This window comes from Acinetobacter sp. YH12112, from assembly GCF_013418945.1.
Taxonomy (GTDB): Bacteria; Pseudomonadota; Gammaproteobacteria; order Pseudomonadales; family Moraxellaceae; genus Acinetobacter; species Acinetobacter indicus.
Window position 1 is genome coordinate 20,704 of the sequence record NZ_VPBA01000027.1, and the last position, 18,001, is coordinate 38,704.

At 49.0% G+C, this 18,001-nt stretch carries 20 protein-coding genes; 17 read left to right on the plus strand and 3 right to left on the minus strand.

Features of this window, described 5'->3' with window-relative positions; genetic code table 11:
* The first annotated feature begins 1 nt into the window (after position 1).
* The 8 genes from FTU50_RS10740 (at position 2) to FTU50_RS10775 (ending at position 7,620) form a co-directional block, all read left to right on the plus strand.
* Positions 2 to 529 (plus strand): gamma carbonic anhydrase family protein, encoded by a 528-nt coding sequence (locus FTU50_RS10740; protein WP_163143421.1) that lies wholly within the window; start codon positions 2 to 4, stop codon positions 527 to 529.
* A 124-nt stretch (positions 530 to 653) separates the two neighbouring features.
* Positions 654 to 1,319: a tRNA (adenosine(37)-N6)-threonylcarbamoyltransferase complex dimerization subunit type 1 TsaB gene (gene tsaB / locus FTU50_RS10745; RefSeq protein WP_127801888.1), complete on the plus strand. Its 666-nt coding sequence runs from the start codon at positions 654 to 656 to the stop codon at positions 1,317 to 1,319.
* Between the two features lie 12 nt (positions 1,320 to 1,331).
* A complete protein-coding gene (locus FTU50_RS10750) occupies positions 1,332 to 2,156 on the plus strand; it encodes an undecaprenyl-diphosphate phosphatase (protein WP_163141281.1) in 825 nt (274 codons plus the stop codon).
* On the plus strand, positions 2,150 to 2,977 hold the full coding sequence (locus tag FTU50_RS10755) for a class I SAM-dependent methyltransferase (protein ID WP_180046941.1): 828 nt from the start codon (positions 2,150 to 2,152) through the stop codon (positions 2,975 to 2,977). Before FTU50_RS10750 ends, FTU50_RS10755 begins: the two co-directional genes overlap by 7 nt.
* Positions 2,978 to 3,090: 113 nt before the next feature.
* Complete coding sequence (locus FTU50_RS10760; protein ID WP_180006995.1) at positions 3,091 to 4,497, plus strand: C13 family peptidase; 1,407 nt, start codon at positions 3,091 to 3,093, stop codon at positions 4,495 to 4,497.
* 14 nt (positions 4,498 to 4,511) lie between these two features.
* Positions 4,512 to 5,348, plus strand: a complete 837-nt coding sequence (gene fghA, locus FTU50_RS10765; protein WP_005179891.1) for an S-formylglutathione hydrolase — start codon at positions 4,512 to 4,514, stop codon at positions 5,346 to 5,348.
* Positions 5,349 to 5,467: 119 nt separating this feature from the next.
* On the plus strand, positions 5,468 to 6,571 hold the full coding sequence (locus tag FTU50_RS10770) for a YjgN family protein (protein WP_180046943.1): 1,104 nt from the start codon (positions 5,468 to 5,470) through the stop codon (positions 6,569 to 6,571).
* An 11-nt stretch (positions 6,572 to 6,582) separates the two neighbouring features.
* Positions 6,583 to 7,620: a M48 family metallopeptidase gene (locus FTU50_RS10775; RefSeq protein WP_104503993.1), complete on the plus strand. Its 1,038-nt coding sequence runs from the start codon at positions 6,583 to 6,585 to the stop codon at positions 7,618 to 7,620.
* 16 nt (positions 7,621 to 7,636) lie between these two features.
* On the opposite strand, the gene FTU50_RS10780 is transcribed toward FTU50_RS10775, so the two are convergent.
* Complete coding sequence (locus FTU50_RS10780; RefSeq protein ID WP_104472524.1) at positions 7,637 to 7,921, minus strand: DUF2218 domain-containing protein; 285 nt, start codon at positions 7,919 to 7,921, stop codon at positions 7,637 to 7,639.
* Positions 7,922 to 8,099: 178 nt separating this feature from the next.
* Between FTU50_RS10780 and rpe the strand changes: the two genes are divergently transcribed.
* The 8 genes from rpe to FTU50_RS10820 all read left to right on the plus strand — a co-directional run bounded on the left by rpe (position 8,100) and on the right by FTU50_RS10820 (position 15,743).
* Entirely contained in the window at positions 8,100 to 8,786 is a 687-nt protein-coding gene (gene rpe / locus FTU50_RS10785) for a ribulose-phosphate 3-epimerase (RefSeq protein ID WP_075175405.1), read from the plus strand.
* Positions 8,787 to 9,265: 479 nt separating this feature from the next.
* Positions 9,266 to 9,661, plus strand: a complete 396-nt coding sequence (locus FTU50_RS10790; protein ID WP_160241790.1) for a hypothetical protein — start codon at positions 9,266 to 9,268, stop codon at positions 9,659 to 9,661.
* Between the two features lie 41 nt (positions 9,662 to 9,702).
* Positions 9,703 to 11,517, plus strand: a complete 1,815-nt coding sequence (locus FTU50_RS10795; RefSeq protein ID WP_180046945.1) for a copper resistance system multicopper oxidase — start codon at positions 9,703 to 9,705, stop codon at positions 11,515 to 11,517.
* A gap of 247 nt (positions 11,518 to 11,764) precedes the next feature.
* The gene (locus FTU50_RS10800; protein ID WP_168384745.1) at positions 11,765 to 12,469 is read left to right on the plus strand and encodes a copper resistance protein B; all 705 of its coding nucleotides are present in this window, start codon (positions 11,765 to 11,767) and stop codon (positions 12,467 to 12,469) included.
* A 303-nt stretch (positions 12,470 to 12,772) separates the two neighbouring features.
* The gene (gene sugE / locus FTU50_RS10805) at positions 12,773 to 13,090 is read left to right on the plus strand and encodes a quaternary ammonium compound efflux SMR transporter SugE (RefSeq protein ID WP_005179881.1); all 318 of its coding nucleotides are present in this window, start codon (positions 12,773 to 12,775) and stop codon (positions 13,088 to 13,090) included.
* A gap of 33 nt (positions 13,091 to 13,123) precedes the next feature.
* Positions 13,124 to 13,609, plus strand: coding sequence for a methylated-DNA--[protein]-cysteine S-methyltransferase (locus FTU50_RS10810; protein ID WP_168383797.1), 486 nt, complete (start codon positions 13,124 to 13,126; stop codon positions 13,607 to 13,609).
* 229 nt (positions 13,610 to 13,838) lie between these two features.
* On the plus strand, positions 13,839 to 14,495 hold the full coding sequence (locus FTU50_RS10815) for a nuclease-related domain-containing protein (protein WP_180046949.1): 657 nt from the start codon (positions 13,839 to 13,841) through the stop codon (positions 14,493 to 14,495).
* A 153-nt stretch (positions 14,496 to 14,648) separates the two neighbouring features.
* On the plus strand, positions 14,649 to 15,743 hold the full coding sequence (locus tag FTU50_RS10820) for a catalase family protein (RefSeq protein ID WP_005179873.1): 1,095 nt from the start codon (positions 14,649 to 14,651) through the stop codon (positions 15,741 to 15,743).
* Between the two features lie 62 nt (positions 15,744 to 15,805).
* Here the strand turns inward: FTU50_RS10820 and FTU50_RS10825 are convergent, their stop codons facing one another.
* Positions 15,806 to 16,573 (minus strand): hydroxymethylpyrimidine/phosphomethylpyrimidine kinase, encoded by a 768-nt coding sequence (locus FTU50_RS10825; protein WP_016659477.1) that lies wholly within the window; start codon positions 16,571 to 16,573, stop codon positions 15,806 to 15,808.
* A 92-nt stretch (positions 16,574 to 16,665) separates the two neighbouring features.
* On the opposite strand from FTU50_RS10825, the gene FTU50_RS10830 reads away from it, so the two are divergent.
* Positions 16,666 to 17,346, plus strand: a complete 681-nt coding sequence (locus tag FTU50_RS10830) for an HAD-IA family hydrolase (protein WP_045795528.1) — start codon at positions 16,666 to 16,668, stop codon at positions 17,344 to 17,346.
* A 99-nt stretch (positions 17,347 to 17,445) separates the two neighbouring features.
* Here the strand turns inward: FTU50_RS10830 and FTU50_RS10835 are convergent, their stop codons facing one another.
* Entirely contained in the window at positions 17,446 to 17,913 is a 468-nt protein-coding gene (locus FTU50_RS10835; protein ID WP_005179867.1) for an Lrp/AsnC ligand binding domain-containing protein, read from the minus strand.
* Positions 17,914 to 18,001: the final 88 nt, after the last annotated feature.

Here is an 18,001-nt window from a genome sequence, read left to right on the forward strand (position 1 = left end):
GTTGTATAAATTTCAGGGCATTGCCCCAAAAGCATTACATCAACCATGGGATGGTTGGGTCGCCGAAACCGCAACGGTCATTGGTCAGGTCGAGCTGGGCCGGCAGGTGAGTATCTGGTTTGGCGCGGTGGTGCGTGGCGATAACAGCCTGATTCGTCTTGGAGATTTTAGTAATGTCCAGGAAAATGCGGTGCTGCATACCGATGCGGGTATTGAGATGCAGATTGGTAACTATGTCACTATCGGTCATCAGGCCATGTTGCATGGCTGTACCATCGGCGATAACAGCCTGATTGGTATTAACGCGGTGGTGCTGAATCATGCCGTGATTGGGAAAAACTGTATTATTGGCGCCAATGCGCTGATTCCGGAAGGCAAAGTCATCCCGGATAATTCGGTGGTGATGGGTTCTCCCGGCAAGATTGTAAAAACCCTGGATGAAGCAGGGGCAGCCCGCCTGAAACTGAGTGCCTTACATTATGCCGAGCACTTCAAGCATTTCCAGCAACTGGAAAAAGTCGAACTTTAAGATACCTAAAGGCCAGTTTGAAACTGGCTTTTTTTCTGTGTGAAAGCCGGTGAAGTTCTCGCCTAGTGTCTAGGAGTGGAGTATGATAGCGGCCAGTTTTTAAAATTTAATTTTAAGGTTGTGCATGAAGTTACTGGCATTGGAAACTGCCAATGAGCAGTGTTCCGTTTCGATTGTAAATGACACGCAGGAACTGTTTTTTCAGTTGGATGAGCGCGCCAAGGCACAAACCCAAACCATTCTCCCGATGATTGAGCAAGGTTTTGCTCAGACCGAAACGGCCACTGCCGATTTAACCGCAGTGGCCTTTAGCCGTGGCCCGGGCTCGTTCAGTGGCGTGCGGATTAATGCCGCGGTGGCACAGGCACTGGCCTGGTCACATGATCTTCCGGTCATTCCGGTATCGACCTTGCAGGCACTGGCACAAGCGGCTTATCGGCTAGCAGGTTTAAGCGCGGTAACAGCAGTGCTGGATGCGCGGATGAATGAAGTCTATATCGCCAGTTTCCAGTTAGATGCAGAAGGCATTATGCAGCCGGTGAGCGAAGAACAGTTATTGGGCTATAGTAATGCGGCGGCCGTAGCGCAGTACCCATTGGTAGGCTCAGGTTCAACCTTATTGCAACAAGAACAAACACAATACAAAGACTTAAGTGCAACGGCGCAAGATATTGCTACCATTGCACGCGTATTGGCCCAACGTGAAGCATGGGTCAGTGCGGAATACGCATTACCGGTGTATTTGCGGGATAATGCTTGGAAAAAAATTCCAGAACAAGGCAAATCATAACTAGGATTTTCTATGGATTTTTTACTGCTGCTGAAAGCGGCAATTATGGGAATTGTTGAAGGAATCACAGAATTCTTACCAATTTCCAGTACCGGCCATTTAATTTTGGCTTCAGAACTGATGAACTTCTGGACCAAAGAAAAAAGTGATGTTTTTGTAATTGCCATTCAAATGGGGGCAATTGCAGCAGTGATTTATGAATACTGGACCCGGCTTTGGGGCGCAGCCACCGGCATGTTCACCGGCGAAGAAACCGGACGCCGTCTGGGCTTTGGCCTGATTCTGGCCTCGCTGCCGATTATTCTGATTGGTTTGGCTTTCGGGCAAACCGTGAAAGCGATGTTGTTTAATGATATCGCCGTGGCCATTGGTCTGATTATTGGTGGTCTGATCATTATCTGGATTGAGAAGCATCCACCTCAAGTACGGGCACAGGAAGTTGAAGACCTGACCTATAAAGATGCAATCTGGATTGGTCTGATTCAGGTACTGTCTTTAATTCCGGGCACTTCACGTTCGGGTGCGACCATTATTGGGGCGATGTTCCTGGGCGTATCACGTAAAGCGGCGACAGAATTCTCGTTCTTTCTGGGAATTCCGGTGATTATTGGCGCAGGCTTGCTGGATTTATATCAAAGTTATGATGTCTTCCAGACCACGCAGGACTGGACCGTACTGAGCGTCGGGATTATTGTTTCCTTTATCTCCGCATTAATCTTAATTCGCGCGCTGGTGGCGTATGTGGCCAAACGCGACTTTATGATTTTTGCCTGGTATCGTATTGTGTCAGGCCTTCTGATTTTACTCTTTGCATATACAGGCTGGACCTTATGGTAAGCGAACTTCGCTGCTATACCGAACCCGCATTTTTTGAGAAAGCACAGCACTATCAGGCTGTGCTTTCTTCACGTGGGGTTACCCTTCAAATTGATGTCATCGACAAACTGAATGCACGTTTTTTAAGACTGCATCCAGACATGGCGCTGTGCGTTGATGCCGATGGCCTGTGGCTATGTGCGCTGGGCATGAAAATGCAGCCAGACTGGCAGGCTGAAATTCCGCGTTTAAAACGCGCGTCATTAAAGTCAGAAATGCTGGCCCGTGCCTGTAACCTGGCGGAAAAACCGCAGCTGATTGATGCAACTGCAGGTCTGGGCCATGACAGTTTGCTGATGGCGCATCTGGGTGCTGAGGTGACGCTGGTGGAACGGCATCCGATTCTGTTTAGTTTATTGGAAGATAGCTACCAGCGCGCCCTACAGGACCCGTTTTTAAGCAAGGTTGCCGCACGCATCCAGCTGGTTTTTTCCGATTCGGCTGATTACTTAAAAGCGCAGGCAGAAGCAGGGCAGGCTGTTGATGTGGTGTATCTGGACCCGATGTTTCCACAGCGTGACCAGAACCAGCAGGCGGTAAAAAAACAGGCGCAGGTCAAAAAGCAGATGCAGCTGCTGCATTTGTTATTGCCGGAACATGGCGAAATGGATTTGGGCGATGCCTTGCTACCGCTGGCGCAAAAAATCGCCAAACGTGTGGTGGTCAAGCGACCACGTCTGGCGGTGTATCTGGCCGGGCAAACACCGGATCATCAATGGACCGGAGATGCCTGCCGCTTCGATGCCTACTTCCAGCAGGACGCGACCAAAGTAAACAGGTAATCGCTTCAAAACTGGGCAAAGATTTGTTATATAGTTAAAAAAGAGCATTGATAATTATGACATCAGGCATAAACTAAGTCTGCACAAAGCGAGCCACTGCTAACGACAATCTTATGATCGACTTTAAACCCTCCATCAATTTTTGGCATGATTTTAAAAGCAACCAAACAGCGGGGATGTGGTTATTTTTTGGTTCGCGCCGATCTTTACAGATTGTCCGTCCTTCCATTCTGCAACTGATTTTCTGGGGCATTTTAGGTGGTCTGGCCAATACTTTATTTAGCTGGCTCAGCGCCGGTGAAACCGGTGATTTTAACCCGCAAGGTCTGGTCAGTTATGCCTTGTGGCCGTTTATTGCCTTAATTGTCGGGATTTTCCTGTCCCAGCGCGTTAATAATCCACGCCTCATGCTGGTACCGGCTTTACTGTGGCTGGTGTTAGACACCCACATCGCCTTATTGCAAAGCCTGATCCAATATCTGGGCATGATTGATGTGTTGCCTTATGTGTTCTATGACTATCTGCCACTGATTTTCATGGTGCTGTTTGTCTGGCAGAGTCTGGCGGTGGTCTGGGTATTTTCCCGTGAGCTGAAATGGCCGTGGTGGGAACGTGCGCTGATTGTTCTGGCCACGCTGTTTACCCTAGTGGTGTGGCAGATGTCGGTCAAGAGCCAGCCAATCTGGAAAGTGGAAGAGGTCCCGCCGACGTTTAGTGAAGAAGCCTTTTATGCACAAAGCAAGGTACTGAATCAGGCGCTGGAGAAGATTCAGTATGGTGAATTTGCGCAATCACACTGGTATTTTCTGGGGGTGGCCGGAGCCAGTTATCAGGATGTGTTTATGTCCGAAGTCGAGCGGATTCGGGAACAGTTCGATACCCGCTTTGGCACTTTTGGCCGCTCGATGATTCTGGTCAATAACCCGATGACGCGCAATGTCACCCCGATTGCCTCACGCACCAGTATGGAACTGGCGCTACGCCGTATAGGTAAGCAGATGAATCCGGAAAGCGATGTGCTGTTTTTATACATGACTTCACATGGCTTGCCGAACCAGTTTGAAATGGAAAATGCCCCGCTGGAACTGCAACAGGTTGATCCAAAATGGCTGCGCGATGCGCTGGATAAATCCGGTATCCGCTGGCGCGTAATTGTGATCTCGGCCTGTTATTCGGGCAGTTTTGTTTCGGCCCTGCAAAATGACAATACTTTGGTAATTACCGCATCGGCCGCAGATCGCGCTTCATTCGGCTGTTCCAACGAAGCCGATTATACCTATTTTGGCCGGGCTTTCTTTGATCAGGCCATGCGTGAAAATAACAGCTTTGCCGAGGCTTTTGCACAGGCCAAGCTGACCGTGGCAAAATGGGAGCAGGCACAAGGTTTTGAACCATCTGAACCGCAATGGTCGATGGGCAAGAACATGCAGCTGATGTTGCCGCAACTGGAGCAGCGTTTATTCCCACAAGCCGTGGTCGCGCAGCCAAATGAAATGCCTTTAACTTTAGACAGCCCTTAAAACAGGATAAGACGATGGAATTAATACAGAACAATCGATGCTTTGATGGCGAACAGCGAATTTACCGTTTTAATTCCAGCAGCTTAAACGGGGAAAGCCGTTTTGGTATTTTTCTGCCGGCACAAGCCTTGGCCGGTCAGGACTGTCCGGCGCTTTTTTACCTGGCGGGTTTAACCTGTACCGAAGAAACTTTTGCAATTAAAGCGCATGCCCAGCGTCTGGCGGCACAGTTGGGCTTTATCCTGATTAGCCCGGACACTTCACCTCGCGGTGAGCAGGTGGCGCAGGGCGATCACTGGGATATCGGGCAGGGTGCAGGTTTTTATATTAATGCAACCCAGGCACCCTGGGCAGCGCATTACCAGATGGAACAGTTTGTTGCAGAAGAGCTGTATAAGCTGGTGTGTGAACAGTTTGCGGTGCAAACCGACAGCATTGGTATTTTTGGCCACAGTATGGGCGGCCATGGTGCGTTAACGCTAGCTTTTAAATATCCGGAAAAATTTAAATCAGTTTCTGCCTTTGCGCCGATTTGTGCGCCAAGCCAATGCCCGTGGGGCGAGAAAGCCTTTAGTGCCTATTTAGGTGAGGATCGTCAAGGCTGGCAAGCACATGATGCCACCGCACTGGTCCAGCAAAAAGGCAAGCAATTTGCCGATATTTTAATTGATCAGGGCTTGCAGGATCAGTTCTATAGCCAGTTGAATCCGGCGCTGTTCCAGGCCGCTTGTGCGCAGGCCGGACAGCCGCTGAGCTTACGTGAACATGCCGGCTATGATCATGGTTATTACTTTATTCAAAGTTTTATCGATGATCATCTGCAATTTCATGCAGTCCAATTACAATCCTAATATAATCCATCACGCAGAACACCGCTTTTGACCTGTTGCAGGGTGAAGGCGGTCTGTGATTTTTTGTTTTTTAATTTTTAACCGTGTCTTTATTTTAAAAAATAATTATAAGGCCTGATATGCAAAACCAAGATATACATCCGACTTTTACCGCAGAGGAACAGACCCAGCTGCCGCCAGCGCTTGTCGTTGATTCACCTGAACCGCAGCTGCTTGGACAGCGCCACCCTTTTCATTTTTATGGCACTGCCATGGAATATTTCGGCATCTGGATTGTCAATATTCTATTGATTATTGTCACGCTGGGACTGTATGCGCCGTGGGCCAAAGTACGCCGCTTGCGCTATTTTTATGGCAATACCGAATTTATCCAGCGCCGTTTTGACTTTACCGGTGTGCCGAGCAAGATTTTAATCGGGCGGCTGATTGCGATTGGCCTCTATCTGGCCATTTCGCTGTTATCCAACTACTCGGTGCGTGCTACCCTGATTGGGGTGCTGATTCTGTATCTGGCGGTACCCTGGCTGATTCGGGCTACCATCCGCTTTAATGCACGTAACAGTAAATTTGGTAACAGCCGCTTTTTCTTTTCTGGCACCAGCAAAAAAGCCTATATCGAATTTTTGAAAGGGATTCTGGTGTATATCTTGACCCTGGGCATATTTTTCCCGGTGCTGATCTGGCTGTATAAGCGTTATTGCCTCGATCATCTTTATGCGGGACAGCTACAGTTTAAATTACAGGCCGACTGGCCGGCCTATATGCGCGCCATGTATGTGCCGCTGTTTCTGTTTATCGGCATGTTGGGAGCGGCAGCACTAGTACTGGCCTTGCTGGCCGATTTTTCCAGTCTGAGTGCGGTGCAGTATGTCTGGATTTTTATGGGCATCTATTTGCTGGCGGCTTTATTCATCTGGCCATTAATGCTGGCGCGGATTTTTATGACCAGCTGGAACAATACCACCATCAGTCGTAGCCAGTTTCAGACCAGTTGCAACCAGTGGCGCTATGCCTGGATTGTGCTCAGCAACTGGATGGTGAAAATTTTAACCCTCGGCCTTATGACGCCGTGGGCGGCAATCCGTTTATATCGCTATCAGGTGGAGTCTTTAAGCCTGCATTTAAACAATGATCCGGACCTGCTGATGAACCAGTTACAGGGTGATCCAAGCGCGATTGCGGAAGAAATTAGCGATATCTTTGATATTGATGTGTCTTTATAAGGAAAGCACTGATGCAACAGATGACGGTTGAAGCCGTGTTTTATGATGGTCAGAGTGCCAAGCCTTATACTGCTCAGGTGTTGGCAGCCGATGCAGACAGTATCTGGGTTCAGTATGGTGAAAACTTTGCCTTGCAGCGCCGTTATCGTTATCAGGACATGCTGCTGATAGGCGCATTGGGCCGTATCCAGCCGGTAATTGAACTCCAGGATGATGCACGTCTGGAGTTTCAGCAGCCTTTACCGGACTGGTTTCAGCTGCAGCAAAAGAATATTTATCAGTCGATCTGGAAGCTGGAGCGTACCCCCAGCCTGATTCTGTTTAGCACCATTTTTATTGTGGCGCTGGCCTTTGCCACGGTGAAGTGGGGCATTCCGTGGGCCTCGCATGTGGTGGCCAATCAGTTACCGGAAACCACCCTGAACAGTGTCGGCAATGAAGCAGAACACTATGTGCTGGAGATGACGGGTCCAAGCCGTTTAAGTGCGGCGCGCCAGCAGGCAATTTTACAGCAGTATCAGGCATTGGTGGCAGAAGACCGGCCGGCGAAACTGCTGTTTCGAGAAGGGAATCGGTTGGGTGCCAATGCGGTGGCGATTCCCAACAATACTATTATTCTGACCGATGAACTGGTTGAGCTGGCACAGGATGACCGGGAAATTCTGGGGGTGCTGGCACATGAGCAGGGTCATCTGGTCGAGCGGCATAGTCTGCAACAGGCGCTGGCCAGTTTAGGTTTTGGGGTCATCCTGATTGCGATTACCGGTGATGGCTCCGATTTAATGACCAGCCTGCCTCTGGCTTTGGTGGGTGCCAGTTATTCGCGTAATTTTGAAGCCGAAGCCGATCATTATGCCTTAACCACCATGCAGCACAAGCAGGTGCCAACCATCCATTATGCCAACCTGTTACAACGGCTGGCAGATGAAAGCGGCGAAAGCGAGCAGGGTAAGTCGGTCTGGGATTTTCTGCAAAGCCATCCGGCCACGCAGGAGCGTATTGAAGCAGTCAAGGCCTTTGAAGCCAAGCAATCTGCCGAAGTAAAATGAGCAGATCTAAGTAGGTTTAATCGGCCTGCTGCCAGTCAGCACTTAACTGTTCCTGTCCCATGCGTTGCAGATGATCCAGCACCACCTGTTCCAGCCGGTTCAGGTCGGTGTGTTCATCTAAAGCAATAATTTCGGTATAGAGCGCATCAGATTGTGGCTGTAACACAATGGTCGCGCTTGGCATCAAAATACGCAGTTCCTGTGCTGTTTCCTGTACTTCAAATTTGTGTTTCCAGTGGTTACCCAGGCGTTTGGCCAGACGGGCCGCTTGTGTGGTGGCAATATGACTATAACGTTTCATGAAAAATCCTGTTCAGTAAGCCTTAAGCCTAAGAGAAAAGAGCGCCCAGACAAAGCCGCGTGTTGCAACACAGCGTTGTAGATTTGCAATCTTGCCGCAGGTGGCCATCTGCCGCCCCAGAGCCGGGGACAATTTGTTATAATGGCGCAGTCACTCAAATACTTAGCCAGGGTCTCCCATGTCCAAGCCATATTTAATTGCGCCTTCTATTCTTTCTGCAGACTTTGCCCGTTTAGGGGAAGAGGTAGAAAAAGTGCTTGAAGCCGGTGCTGATGTTGTCCACTTTGATGTCATGGACAATCACTATGTACCCAACCTCACCTTTGGTGCAGGCGTATGTAAGGCCCTGAAAAATTATGGGATTCAGGCGCCAATTGATGTGCATTTAATGGTCTCTCCGGTGGATCGCATGATTGGCGACTTCTTGGAAGCCGGTGCCGATATTATTACCTTCCACCCGGAAGCTTCGGACCATATTGACCGTTCGCTGCAACTGATCAAATCGGGCGGTGCCAAGGCGGGTCTAGTTTTTAACCCGGCAACGCCGCTGCATTATCTGGATTATGTGCTGGATAAAGTCGACCAGATTTTATTGATGAGTGTGAACCCGGGCTTTGGTGGCCAGAAATTTATTCCTATGACCCTGGAAAAATTACGTCAGGCGCGTCAGATCATTGATGCCTCAGGCCGTGATATTCGCCTTGAGGTTGATGGTGGTGTTGGCCCGGCCAATATCCGTGAAATTGCCGAAGCCGGTGCCGATATGTTTGTGGCTGGTTCAGCGATTTTTGGCAAACCGGATTATAAAGCTGTGATTGATGAGATGCGTGCCGAGCTGGCCAAAGTCGGTGCAGTGAATACCTAATAAAACTGGATAAGTTATCTGCATCCTGTGGATAACTTTGTGATTAACTCTATGGATATCTATGTTGATAACAGTATGGATAACCGGATTAATTTATAAACAGTTGTGCATCAATCGTTTGCCAATTAGACATAAAATGTATAAAAAGTACTCAAATGAGTCCTTTTTATTTGAGCAAAAGCCCTAAAATTCCTGCCTTTTTATTCAGCTCTGCTTAAGAGTTATACTGCACAATAAATAACTTTATTATTTTATTGATATGCAAAACAATCTTCCCGGCAGCAGCAATTTAAAATTTAAAGTATTGTGTATAACTGTGAATTTCTCTATGCTGGTTTGCACAGGCGTTCAGCTGTTTTAAGCAGCTTCAACGCTGGGGTTTGGTCTTATGGGGGGAGGAAATCCTGTTGCATACACAGCGCAGACAACCGGTGTGGTTCAGCTATCTGATGGCATTTGTCATGGGATGGAGCAGTCTTGTGCTAGCGGTTGTACAACCAGCGCATGCGGCCATGCAACTGTCTAACTCTGCCGCGATCACCAGTGCGAAATCATCCCTTTCATCACCTACACCTTGTCATGCTGAAAAGGCAGATTCTCCTGTAGAACAACATCACCCAAGCCATCATAGCACCAGTCCATCTGCACAGTTACCCGACTGCGAGCAGGTACATCATCCAGAGCAGCATTTAAACTGTCAGGATTGTCCACCCCTACATTGCCAGCCGGGTCTGAGCTATCTCAAGATTGCGCTCCCTGTGCTGGAACAGGCAAGCCCGACCTTTGAGTCTGAGCCGCACTTTCATCTCTATCATGCCCAGCATTTACCCGGCTACTGGCAGGAAATCCTGCGTCCACCGAAAACCTTATCCTGACTTTAAAAACTTTTCTTTTTTTATTGTTTTAAGGATAAATCATGTCAATTCAATTGCGTCAGGCCATCGTGCTTGGCTTATGTCTGTGCGCATCGTCCTGGGCGATGGCCGCAGTCCGGGAATATCATCTGTATATTGATGAGCAGCCGGTCAAGCTGACCGGAAAAACTGTCAAAAAAATAAGTGTGAATGGCCAATTCACAGCCCCCTTGCTTGAATTTGAGGAAGGTGATGAAGCGGTGATTCATGTGCATAACCAGCTTCAAAATCGCGATTCTTCCATTCACTGGCATGGTCTGTTATTGCCGGGTGTAATGGATGGCGTGCCGGGCTTTAACGGCTTTCAGGGCATTGCGCCGAAGGGACATTTTACTTATCGCTTTCAGCTACGGCAGCAGGGCACCTACTGGTATCACGCGCATTCCAAAGGTCAGGAACAGGATGGGCTGTATGGCCCGCTAGTCATTTACCCCAAAGGCAAACAGCCTGTGGCTGCGCATGAGCAGGCCGAGCGGGATTATGTGGTGATGCTGTCCGATTTTCACGCATCTTCCAGCGACACGATTTTAAATAATCTGAAAAAGTCGGCCGAGTATTATCAGAACCAGCGTGAAACCCTGGCCGATGTGTTGCAGCAGGTGAAACAGCAGGGCCTGAAACAGACCTGGCAGCAACGTTCCATGTGGAACCAGATGCGTATGCTTAGAACCGATTTGTCGGATGTCACCGGTTATCAGTTTTTAATCAATGGCAAAACACCGGAACAGGCCTGGACCGGGCTGTTCCGACCGAATGAAAAAGTGCGTTTACGTTTTATTAATGCCTCGGCCATGTCGTTTTTTGATGTACGCATTCCGCAGCTCAAAATGACCGTCATCAGCGCTGATGGCCAGCCGGTCCAGCCGGTGCCTGTAGATGAGTTCCGAATCGGGACGGCTGAAACCTATGATGTACTGGTGGAACCAAAAGCCGGCCATTACCAGATTGAAGCAGAATCAATTGACCGTTCAGGCTTTGCCATTGGTAGTTTATTGCAACAGGGCATGCAACCACCGCCACTGCACATGCCAACCGCACGACCACGTGCGGTATTGACCATGGAAGATATGGGACATGCTGCTCATGGTGCAGAAAGTACTGCGCCACATGCGGTACATAGTGCGTCATCCACATCTTCGACCCTGCAGCATCCATCGATGACGCATGCTGCCATTAAAGAGACTGAATTTTTAACGGTAGCCGAAGATCATCCTGCAGTGCATTCATCGCATGCAACGCAGGCGCAGTCAAAATCTTCGGCCAGTTCGGTCCCTCAAGGTTGGGCCAATGCCTCAACACCCGCCGGACATAAAGCACTTCGCTATGCGGACTTAAAAGCCTTAAAGCCGCAGCCGGATACGCGCGCGCCGGTGCAAGAGCTGGTGATTCGTTTGGGCGGCACGATGGAACGTTATATCTGGACCATCAATGGCAAGAAATTTAGCGAGGCTGAACCGTTGCAGGTGGCCTATGGCGAACGGATTCGGCTGAAATTTATCAATGACAGCATGATGGCGCATCCGATGCATTTGCATGGCATGTTTATGCAGCTGGAAAATGGCCAGGCCGCTGCCGACCTGCCAAATAAACATACCCTGATTGTACCGCCTGGAAAAACCGTGAGCGCGTTATTGACCGCCGATGAGCTGGGGGAATGGGCAATCCATTGTCATCTGCTGTATCACATGAGTTCGGGCATGATGAATAAGTTAGTGGTGGCACAGGTGATGCCAGAGCAGACGGCTTCATTACCCGCAGCTCCATCTGCGCTGCCAGCTGCTGTTCAGTCTTCGGGAGATGCACATGCACATCACTAATTTTGCCCGTTTCAATTTGTTGGGAGCCATGCTGTTTGCGACACCGATGTTATCGGCGCAGACACAGCACCCATCTTCTCACGCTGCAGAACATGAAGTTGTACCGCAGACGTCAGTAAAATCTGTCGATATGCATGCACAACACGAGCAGATGATGCAGGCTGAACATCAGCAACATCAGCAACATCAGCAACATCAGCAACATCAGCAACATCAGCAACATCAGCAACATCAGCAACATCAGCCCATGAACATGCTTCATCCGGTGGAGAAGGCTGCAACGGCAACAACGCATGATCACCGGCAGGAGCATGGCGGGCAGTGGTATCAGTCCAGTATGCTGGAATCGAAATGGATGCAGCATGCGGGTGGACGCGGAGTATGGCAGTCCGAGCTGGAAAGCCGGATCGGAACTGATGAGAACAAGCTGTTTTTCAAACTGCATACCGAGCAGGCCGAGTCGCAACAAGCTGAATATGAGGCACAGGTTTTATATAGCCGGATGATTTCTGATTTTTGGGATATCCAGGCTGGTGTAGCCTACCAGCAGGAGGATCAGACTTCGGCACAGCAATGGCGTGGTGTGGTTGGCCTGCATGGGCTGGCGCCGTATTTCTTTGAAACCGAGGCCTATCTGTCCCTTGCCGAAGATCAGCAGGTGCAGCTGAGTCTGGATACTGAGCGGGATTTTTTGCTGACCCAGAAACTGATTCTGGCGCCTTATTTGCAGGCCAAGCTGGTACTTTCAGATGAATCGGAACAGGCGCAGAAAACTGGTTTAAACCAGCTGCAGACCGGGCTTCAGATGCGTTATGAAATCAGCAAAAAAGTCATGCCGTTTGTAGATGTGGCCTATGGCTATCATAAAGGGCTGGCCCAGACAGCTGAGCGGGATGCGACGGAGTCGGAACAGGGCTGGCAATATGGTGCCGGATTACGGTTGAAGTTTTAAAGCATTTATCCATACACTGGATGGGCTTTGGTTCATCCTTTTGCTTGCTGGAGAAACGACCTATGCTCCAGTAAGCAATTTATTCACTCAAGTGAATAAGTTTGAATCGCCTTATCTGGGTTGTGATTTTCAGTCCCTCTTGAGCTGAAGCTTATTCCCCTCCAACGGTGTTCTACTGGCAGGCGGTGGATTTTTGCTATACTGATACCGTAATTCTGGAGGAACGACCTCCCTTAAAGACGTTGTCTTTAAGAAAAATCGTCAGGACGGCCTGACTCTATCTGAATAATGGAGGAGGGCGTGATGGCCTGGATCGTATTAATTTTTGCCGGTATTTTTGAAATTGTCTGGGCTTATTTTATGAAGCTTTCAGATGGTTTTACCAAACTTACCCCGAGCATTCTGACCATTTTCTTTATGGTGCTCAGTTTTGGCCTGCTGGCCTATGCCATGCGCAGTCTGCCGCTGGGCACGGCCTATACCATCTGGACCGGGATTGGCGCGGTCGGTTCTTTTCTGGTGGGTATTTTTGTACTGGGCGAGCCGGCATCGGCCATGCGTATGCTGGCGGCAGTGTTAATTATTTCTGGTCTTGTGCTGATGAAACTTTCATCGGCATAATCAAGCTAGACTAAAACTGAACAGGAGAAGGAGATGAAACTTGCATTTATGTATATGCCTTCTCCGGTCGGGCGTTTAAAACTGGTGGCTACAGACAGCGCGCTGGTCGCCGTGATCTGGGACAATGAAAATCCCAAACGGGTCCGGCAGGCCGAGCTGGTAGAGCAACTGGATCATCCGATTTTGCTGGATGCGCAACAACAGCTGAATGAATATTTTCAAGGCCAGCGTCAAAGCTTTGAACTGCCTTTAGATTTTGAAGGCACAGAGTTTCAGAAAAAAGTCTGGCAGGCACTGCTGAATATTCCTTTTGGCGAAACCCGCAGTTATCGGCAAATTGCTGAGCAGGTCGGCAGTCCCAAAGCGGTACGGGCTGTCGGTGCGGCCAATGGCCAAAATCCAATTTCAATTATTGCACCCTGTCATCGGGTGATTGGCAGCGGCGGTAAACTGGTTGGTTTTGCCGGTGGACTAGACAATAAAGAGATTCTGTTAAAACTGGAACAACAGCAAAAATAAATACGGATAATCTGTGGTGTTGCATCGCCCACAGCAGGCCAATAAACAGCTTAAATCAGTAAGCATCCGTTGATTAAAAAATAGATCACCAGATTGAACATCTTCAGGTAGATAGAATCTTTCTGTATCCACCTGATAACGAAAATTAAACCAGCATTATCATTCCTGAATGAAACACCGTTTTATGCTAGAGTCGGGTCAAGATCATCACCATTAAAATAAAACCGCAATGCATGATGTAAATATTTTGCGTATGTTGATTTCACAGCTGTGGTGGCTGTTGCTGGTTCTGCTGGGCTTGAGCCTGCTGCGGGTGTTCCTGCCGGACTTAAAAGGCAAAATCGGGGAGTGGGCTGTTCAGCGACAGGCCAAGCAACATCTGGATGAGCGTTATATTTTACTTAATGATTTGACCTTGCCCGATCAGGATGGTGGCACCACACAAATTGATCATGTGCTATTAAGTCCTTTTGGCGTCTTTGTGATAGAAAGCAAAAACTATAAGGGCTGGATTTTTGGCAGTGCGCGGCAAAAAATGTGGACCCAGAAAATTTATAAAAAGAGTTATAAATTCCAGAATCCCTTGCATCAGAATTACAAACATACTCAGGTGTTGAGTCATCTGCTGGCTGATCTGCTGGAGCCGGAGCATTTACATTCGCTAGTGGTATTTATGCCGGGCTGCGAATTTAAAACAGAGATGCCAAAGCAGGTATTTCAAGGGGCAGGCTGGGTAAATTACGTACAGGAGTTCCAGACCGAAGTCATCTCCGCCATGCGCTTAAAACGTTTGCAATTACGACTGGAAAAAGAAGTACTGGACCCGTCCTGGCAAACCCGGCGCGCGCATGTGGCGCAGCTTAAATCCAGACATCATCAAGACTGAACCCAAGTATCATGTTGAGCTGAGTCGTCTACGCTTACCAAACTCTCCTGAACTGTTGAATAAGCACTATATTTTTCTGGCTCTGAGCTTGCTAGATTGGTGGATATTAGCCAATTTTTGCCAGATGTTCAGGCCGGAACAGGAGCGTTCACGATGTCAGAGCCGTATCTACTGTATACCCCGCAGGTTGAACAGGAACAGCCGAATGAAAGCCGCTTGATTGAAGATATTATCGAGCATATGGCTCAAGCCCGACAACAGGTGTTTGACAAGCATCGCCATGCAGTCCGCGATGCGCATGCCAAATCACATGCATTTCTGAAAGGTATTTTGACCGTGCCGGTGTTGCCGCCGCATTTGGCGCAGGGAATTTTTGCCGAGCCAGGACATTATGATGTGATGGTGCGTTTATCGGCTGCGCCGGGAGATTTACGCAGTGACCAGGTGCCAGTACCGCATGGCTTTGCCTTAAAAATCCTGAATGTGCCGGGCGCACGCTTACTGGCCGATGATCCGAGTGATGGTAAAAACCAGGATATTCTGATGGTGAATATTCCGGTGCTGGCCTTTGGCACGCTGCGTAAATACCAGCAGATGCTGCCCCTGGTGACACGCGCGGAACAGGCGCCCGATCCGATGTTAAAAGGCATGCGCAGTATGGCGCGCAGTTTAAATGCACTGGTAGATAAAGCCGGTTTAGAAGTGCCGGTGACTTTAAAAGGCTGGGCGCGCAGTCAGAACCATATTCTGGGCGAGACCTATCACACCATGGCCGCGCTGCGTTATGGCGACTATATGGCAAAACTCAGTGTGGCGCCGGAATCGACCTCGGTACGCCAGCTGACCAATATTCCAATGCAGATTAGCCATGACTCCAGCATCCGCGATCTGGTCCGCGATTTCTTTAAGCACCATAGCGCCGATTATGTATTGCGTGCGCAATTGTGTACCAGCCTGGAGCGTATGCCCATTGAAGATGCCTCGGTGTTATGGCCGGAAGAAGAATCTGCGCATCAGACCATTGGTACCTTACATTTTCCCAAACAGGACAGCTATAGTCCGGAGCGGCGGGTTTATGCCGATGATGTGTTGTCGTTTAACCCATGGCATGGCGTGCAGGCGCATCAACCTTTGGGTTCAATTATGCGGGTACGTAAACAGGCTTATGAACGTTCCGCCTCGTTCCGGCACCGGATGAATACCCAGCCGCGAGCCGAACCGCAGCAGCTGGATGATATGCCGGATTAAAGGGCTTCAGATTCAGGTCGAAAAAATACCTGCCATGGGGCAGGTGTTTTTTATATTAAGGATTAAAAGCGTTTTGGAATCTTCTGACCATTCGGTACCGGACTTTCTGCCTGTTTTAGTACCCCAAACAGCCAGGTTTCAGCATAATTCACAGCGGCTTGCAGTTCATCACCTAGTGCTAAACGGCCGGCAATAAAGCTGGCCAGCGAGCAGCCCGAACCGTGGTATTCGCCTTCTAAACGCGGGCAACGGGTTTCTGAAATCAGTTCACCATCTATATATAAAGCATTGCGGATGTGATCTGGGGTATCTTCATGGCCGCCTTTAACCAAAACCGCCTTGGCACCCATCGCAAACAGTTTCTGGGTGGCCAGTTCCAGATCATCTTCACCGGTCAGGGCACGCAGTTCTACCGTATTCGGGGTCAGTAAGGTTGCCAGTGGAATCAGCTCGACAAAGGCCTTGACCAAAGTCGCCTGATCACCCAGAGAGCCACCGCTGTTGGCGACCAGAACCGGGTCCAGCACATAGTAATAGTCCGGATGTTCTCTCAAGAAATCTGCCAGCGCTGCAATATTGTCGGTGGTGCCGAGCATTCCCGATTTAACACAGCGAATTGGCAGATCGTTCACCACGGCATTGGCCTGGGCCAGTAGCAATGCTTTGGAAGTGGCTTCAAAGCCAAACACCTGCTGCGAGTTTTGCACCGTGAGGGCGGTACAGGCAATGGCCGCATGTGCGCCACTTTGACCAATCGCTTCAATATCAGCCTGTAAGCCCGCGCCCCCAGAGGGATCTAAACCAGAAAAGCAAAGTACCGTTGGACGCACATCCATATCCTTCAATCATGAATTTACGTTAGTATAGGCAACTTTGAATCAAGTCTCGAGTGTATTTCACGGTCGAAGGGGGAGAAAAATTCATGATTAAACATCTGCTGATTGATTTGGATGGCACCCTGACCGATCCAAAAGTGGGTATTACCACCTCGGCGCGTTATGGACTGGCAAAAATTGGTCATCCACTACCAGAATCTGAAAATATTGACTGGATTATTGGTCCGCCACTGAAAGCTTCACTGGCAAAAATTTTACAGGTCGAACCGAATGATGTGCTGGCGGAACAGGCGCTGATGGGTTATCGCGAGCGTTTTGCCGTGACCGGTTTATATGAAAACAAGGTTTATCCAACTGTGGCGGAAACCTTGCAAACCTTGAAACTCCAGGGCTATCAGCTATTTTTGGCGACTGCTAAACCGACTATTTATGCACGGCAGATTCTGGAGCATTTTGAGCTGGAACAGTATTTTACCGGCATTTATGGCAGCGAGCTGAATGGTGATCGGACCCATAAAGATGAATTAATTGCCTATATTCTGGAGCAGGAACAGCTGCAGGCCAGCCAATGTCTTATGGTCGGCGACCGGGAATATGATGTGCTGGGGGCGCGACATAACGGGATTGAAGCGGTCGCGGTCGAATATGGTTATGGCACGATGCAAGAGCTGGATCATGCTGCACCAAAAGCCCGTATTCAGCAGTTTTCCCAGTTGCCGAATGTGGTGGCTGACTTAAATAGTGCATTGGCATCCTGTCAGGCTTAACATAAAAAATCCATTCGGCTGATGCTGTATTCATCAGTCGGTGGATGAATTTCCCGTGTGCCTGATCACATCGATGGGTTCGGGTAATTCACGAAAACATCAGCCTTCAATATTTAAATACAGGCTTTCTTTGACTTCTTCCATCACCACATAACTGTGCGAAGAGGCTGAGGCTGGCAGTTTTTTCAGTAAATCGCCAAGTAAACGCCGGTAGGCGCTCATTTCTTTGAGCCGTGCTTTAACCAGATAATCAAACTCGCCGGAAATCAGATGACACTCGAGCACTTCCGGAATATCCACCAGATCTCGCGCCACCTGATCAAACACATCGCCCGATTTGGCCGACAGTTTAATCTCCAGAAATACCAGCAGTTTCTTGTCCACCAGTTCAGGATTCAGGCGGGCATAATAGCCCATAATAATGCCATCGCGTTCCAGCCGTTTAACCCGTTCCGAGCAGGGCGTGGTGGATAAATTGACCTTGGCCGCCAGCTCACTAATCGCAATCCGGCCATTGTTTTGCAGGATGTCCAAAATCATGCGATCAATCCGGTCTAATTTACGCATCTAAAAATTCCTTTATTCCAAAAAATATCCTGAAAAAATGGGCGGATTATCTGAAAATACCCACTAAAAATAGCAAAATTCACTATTG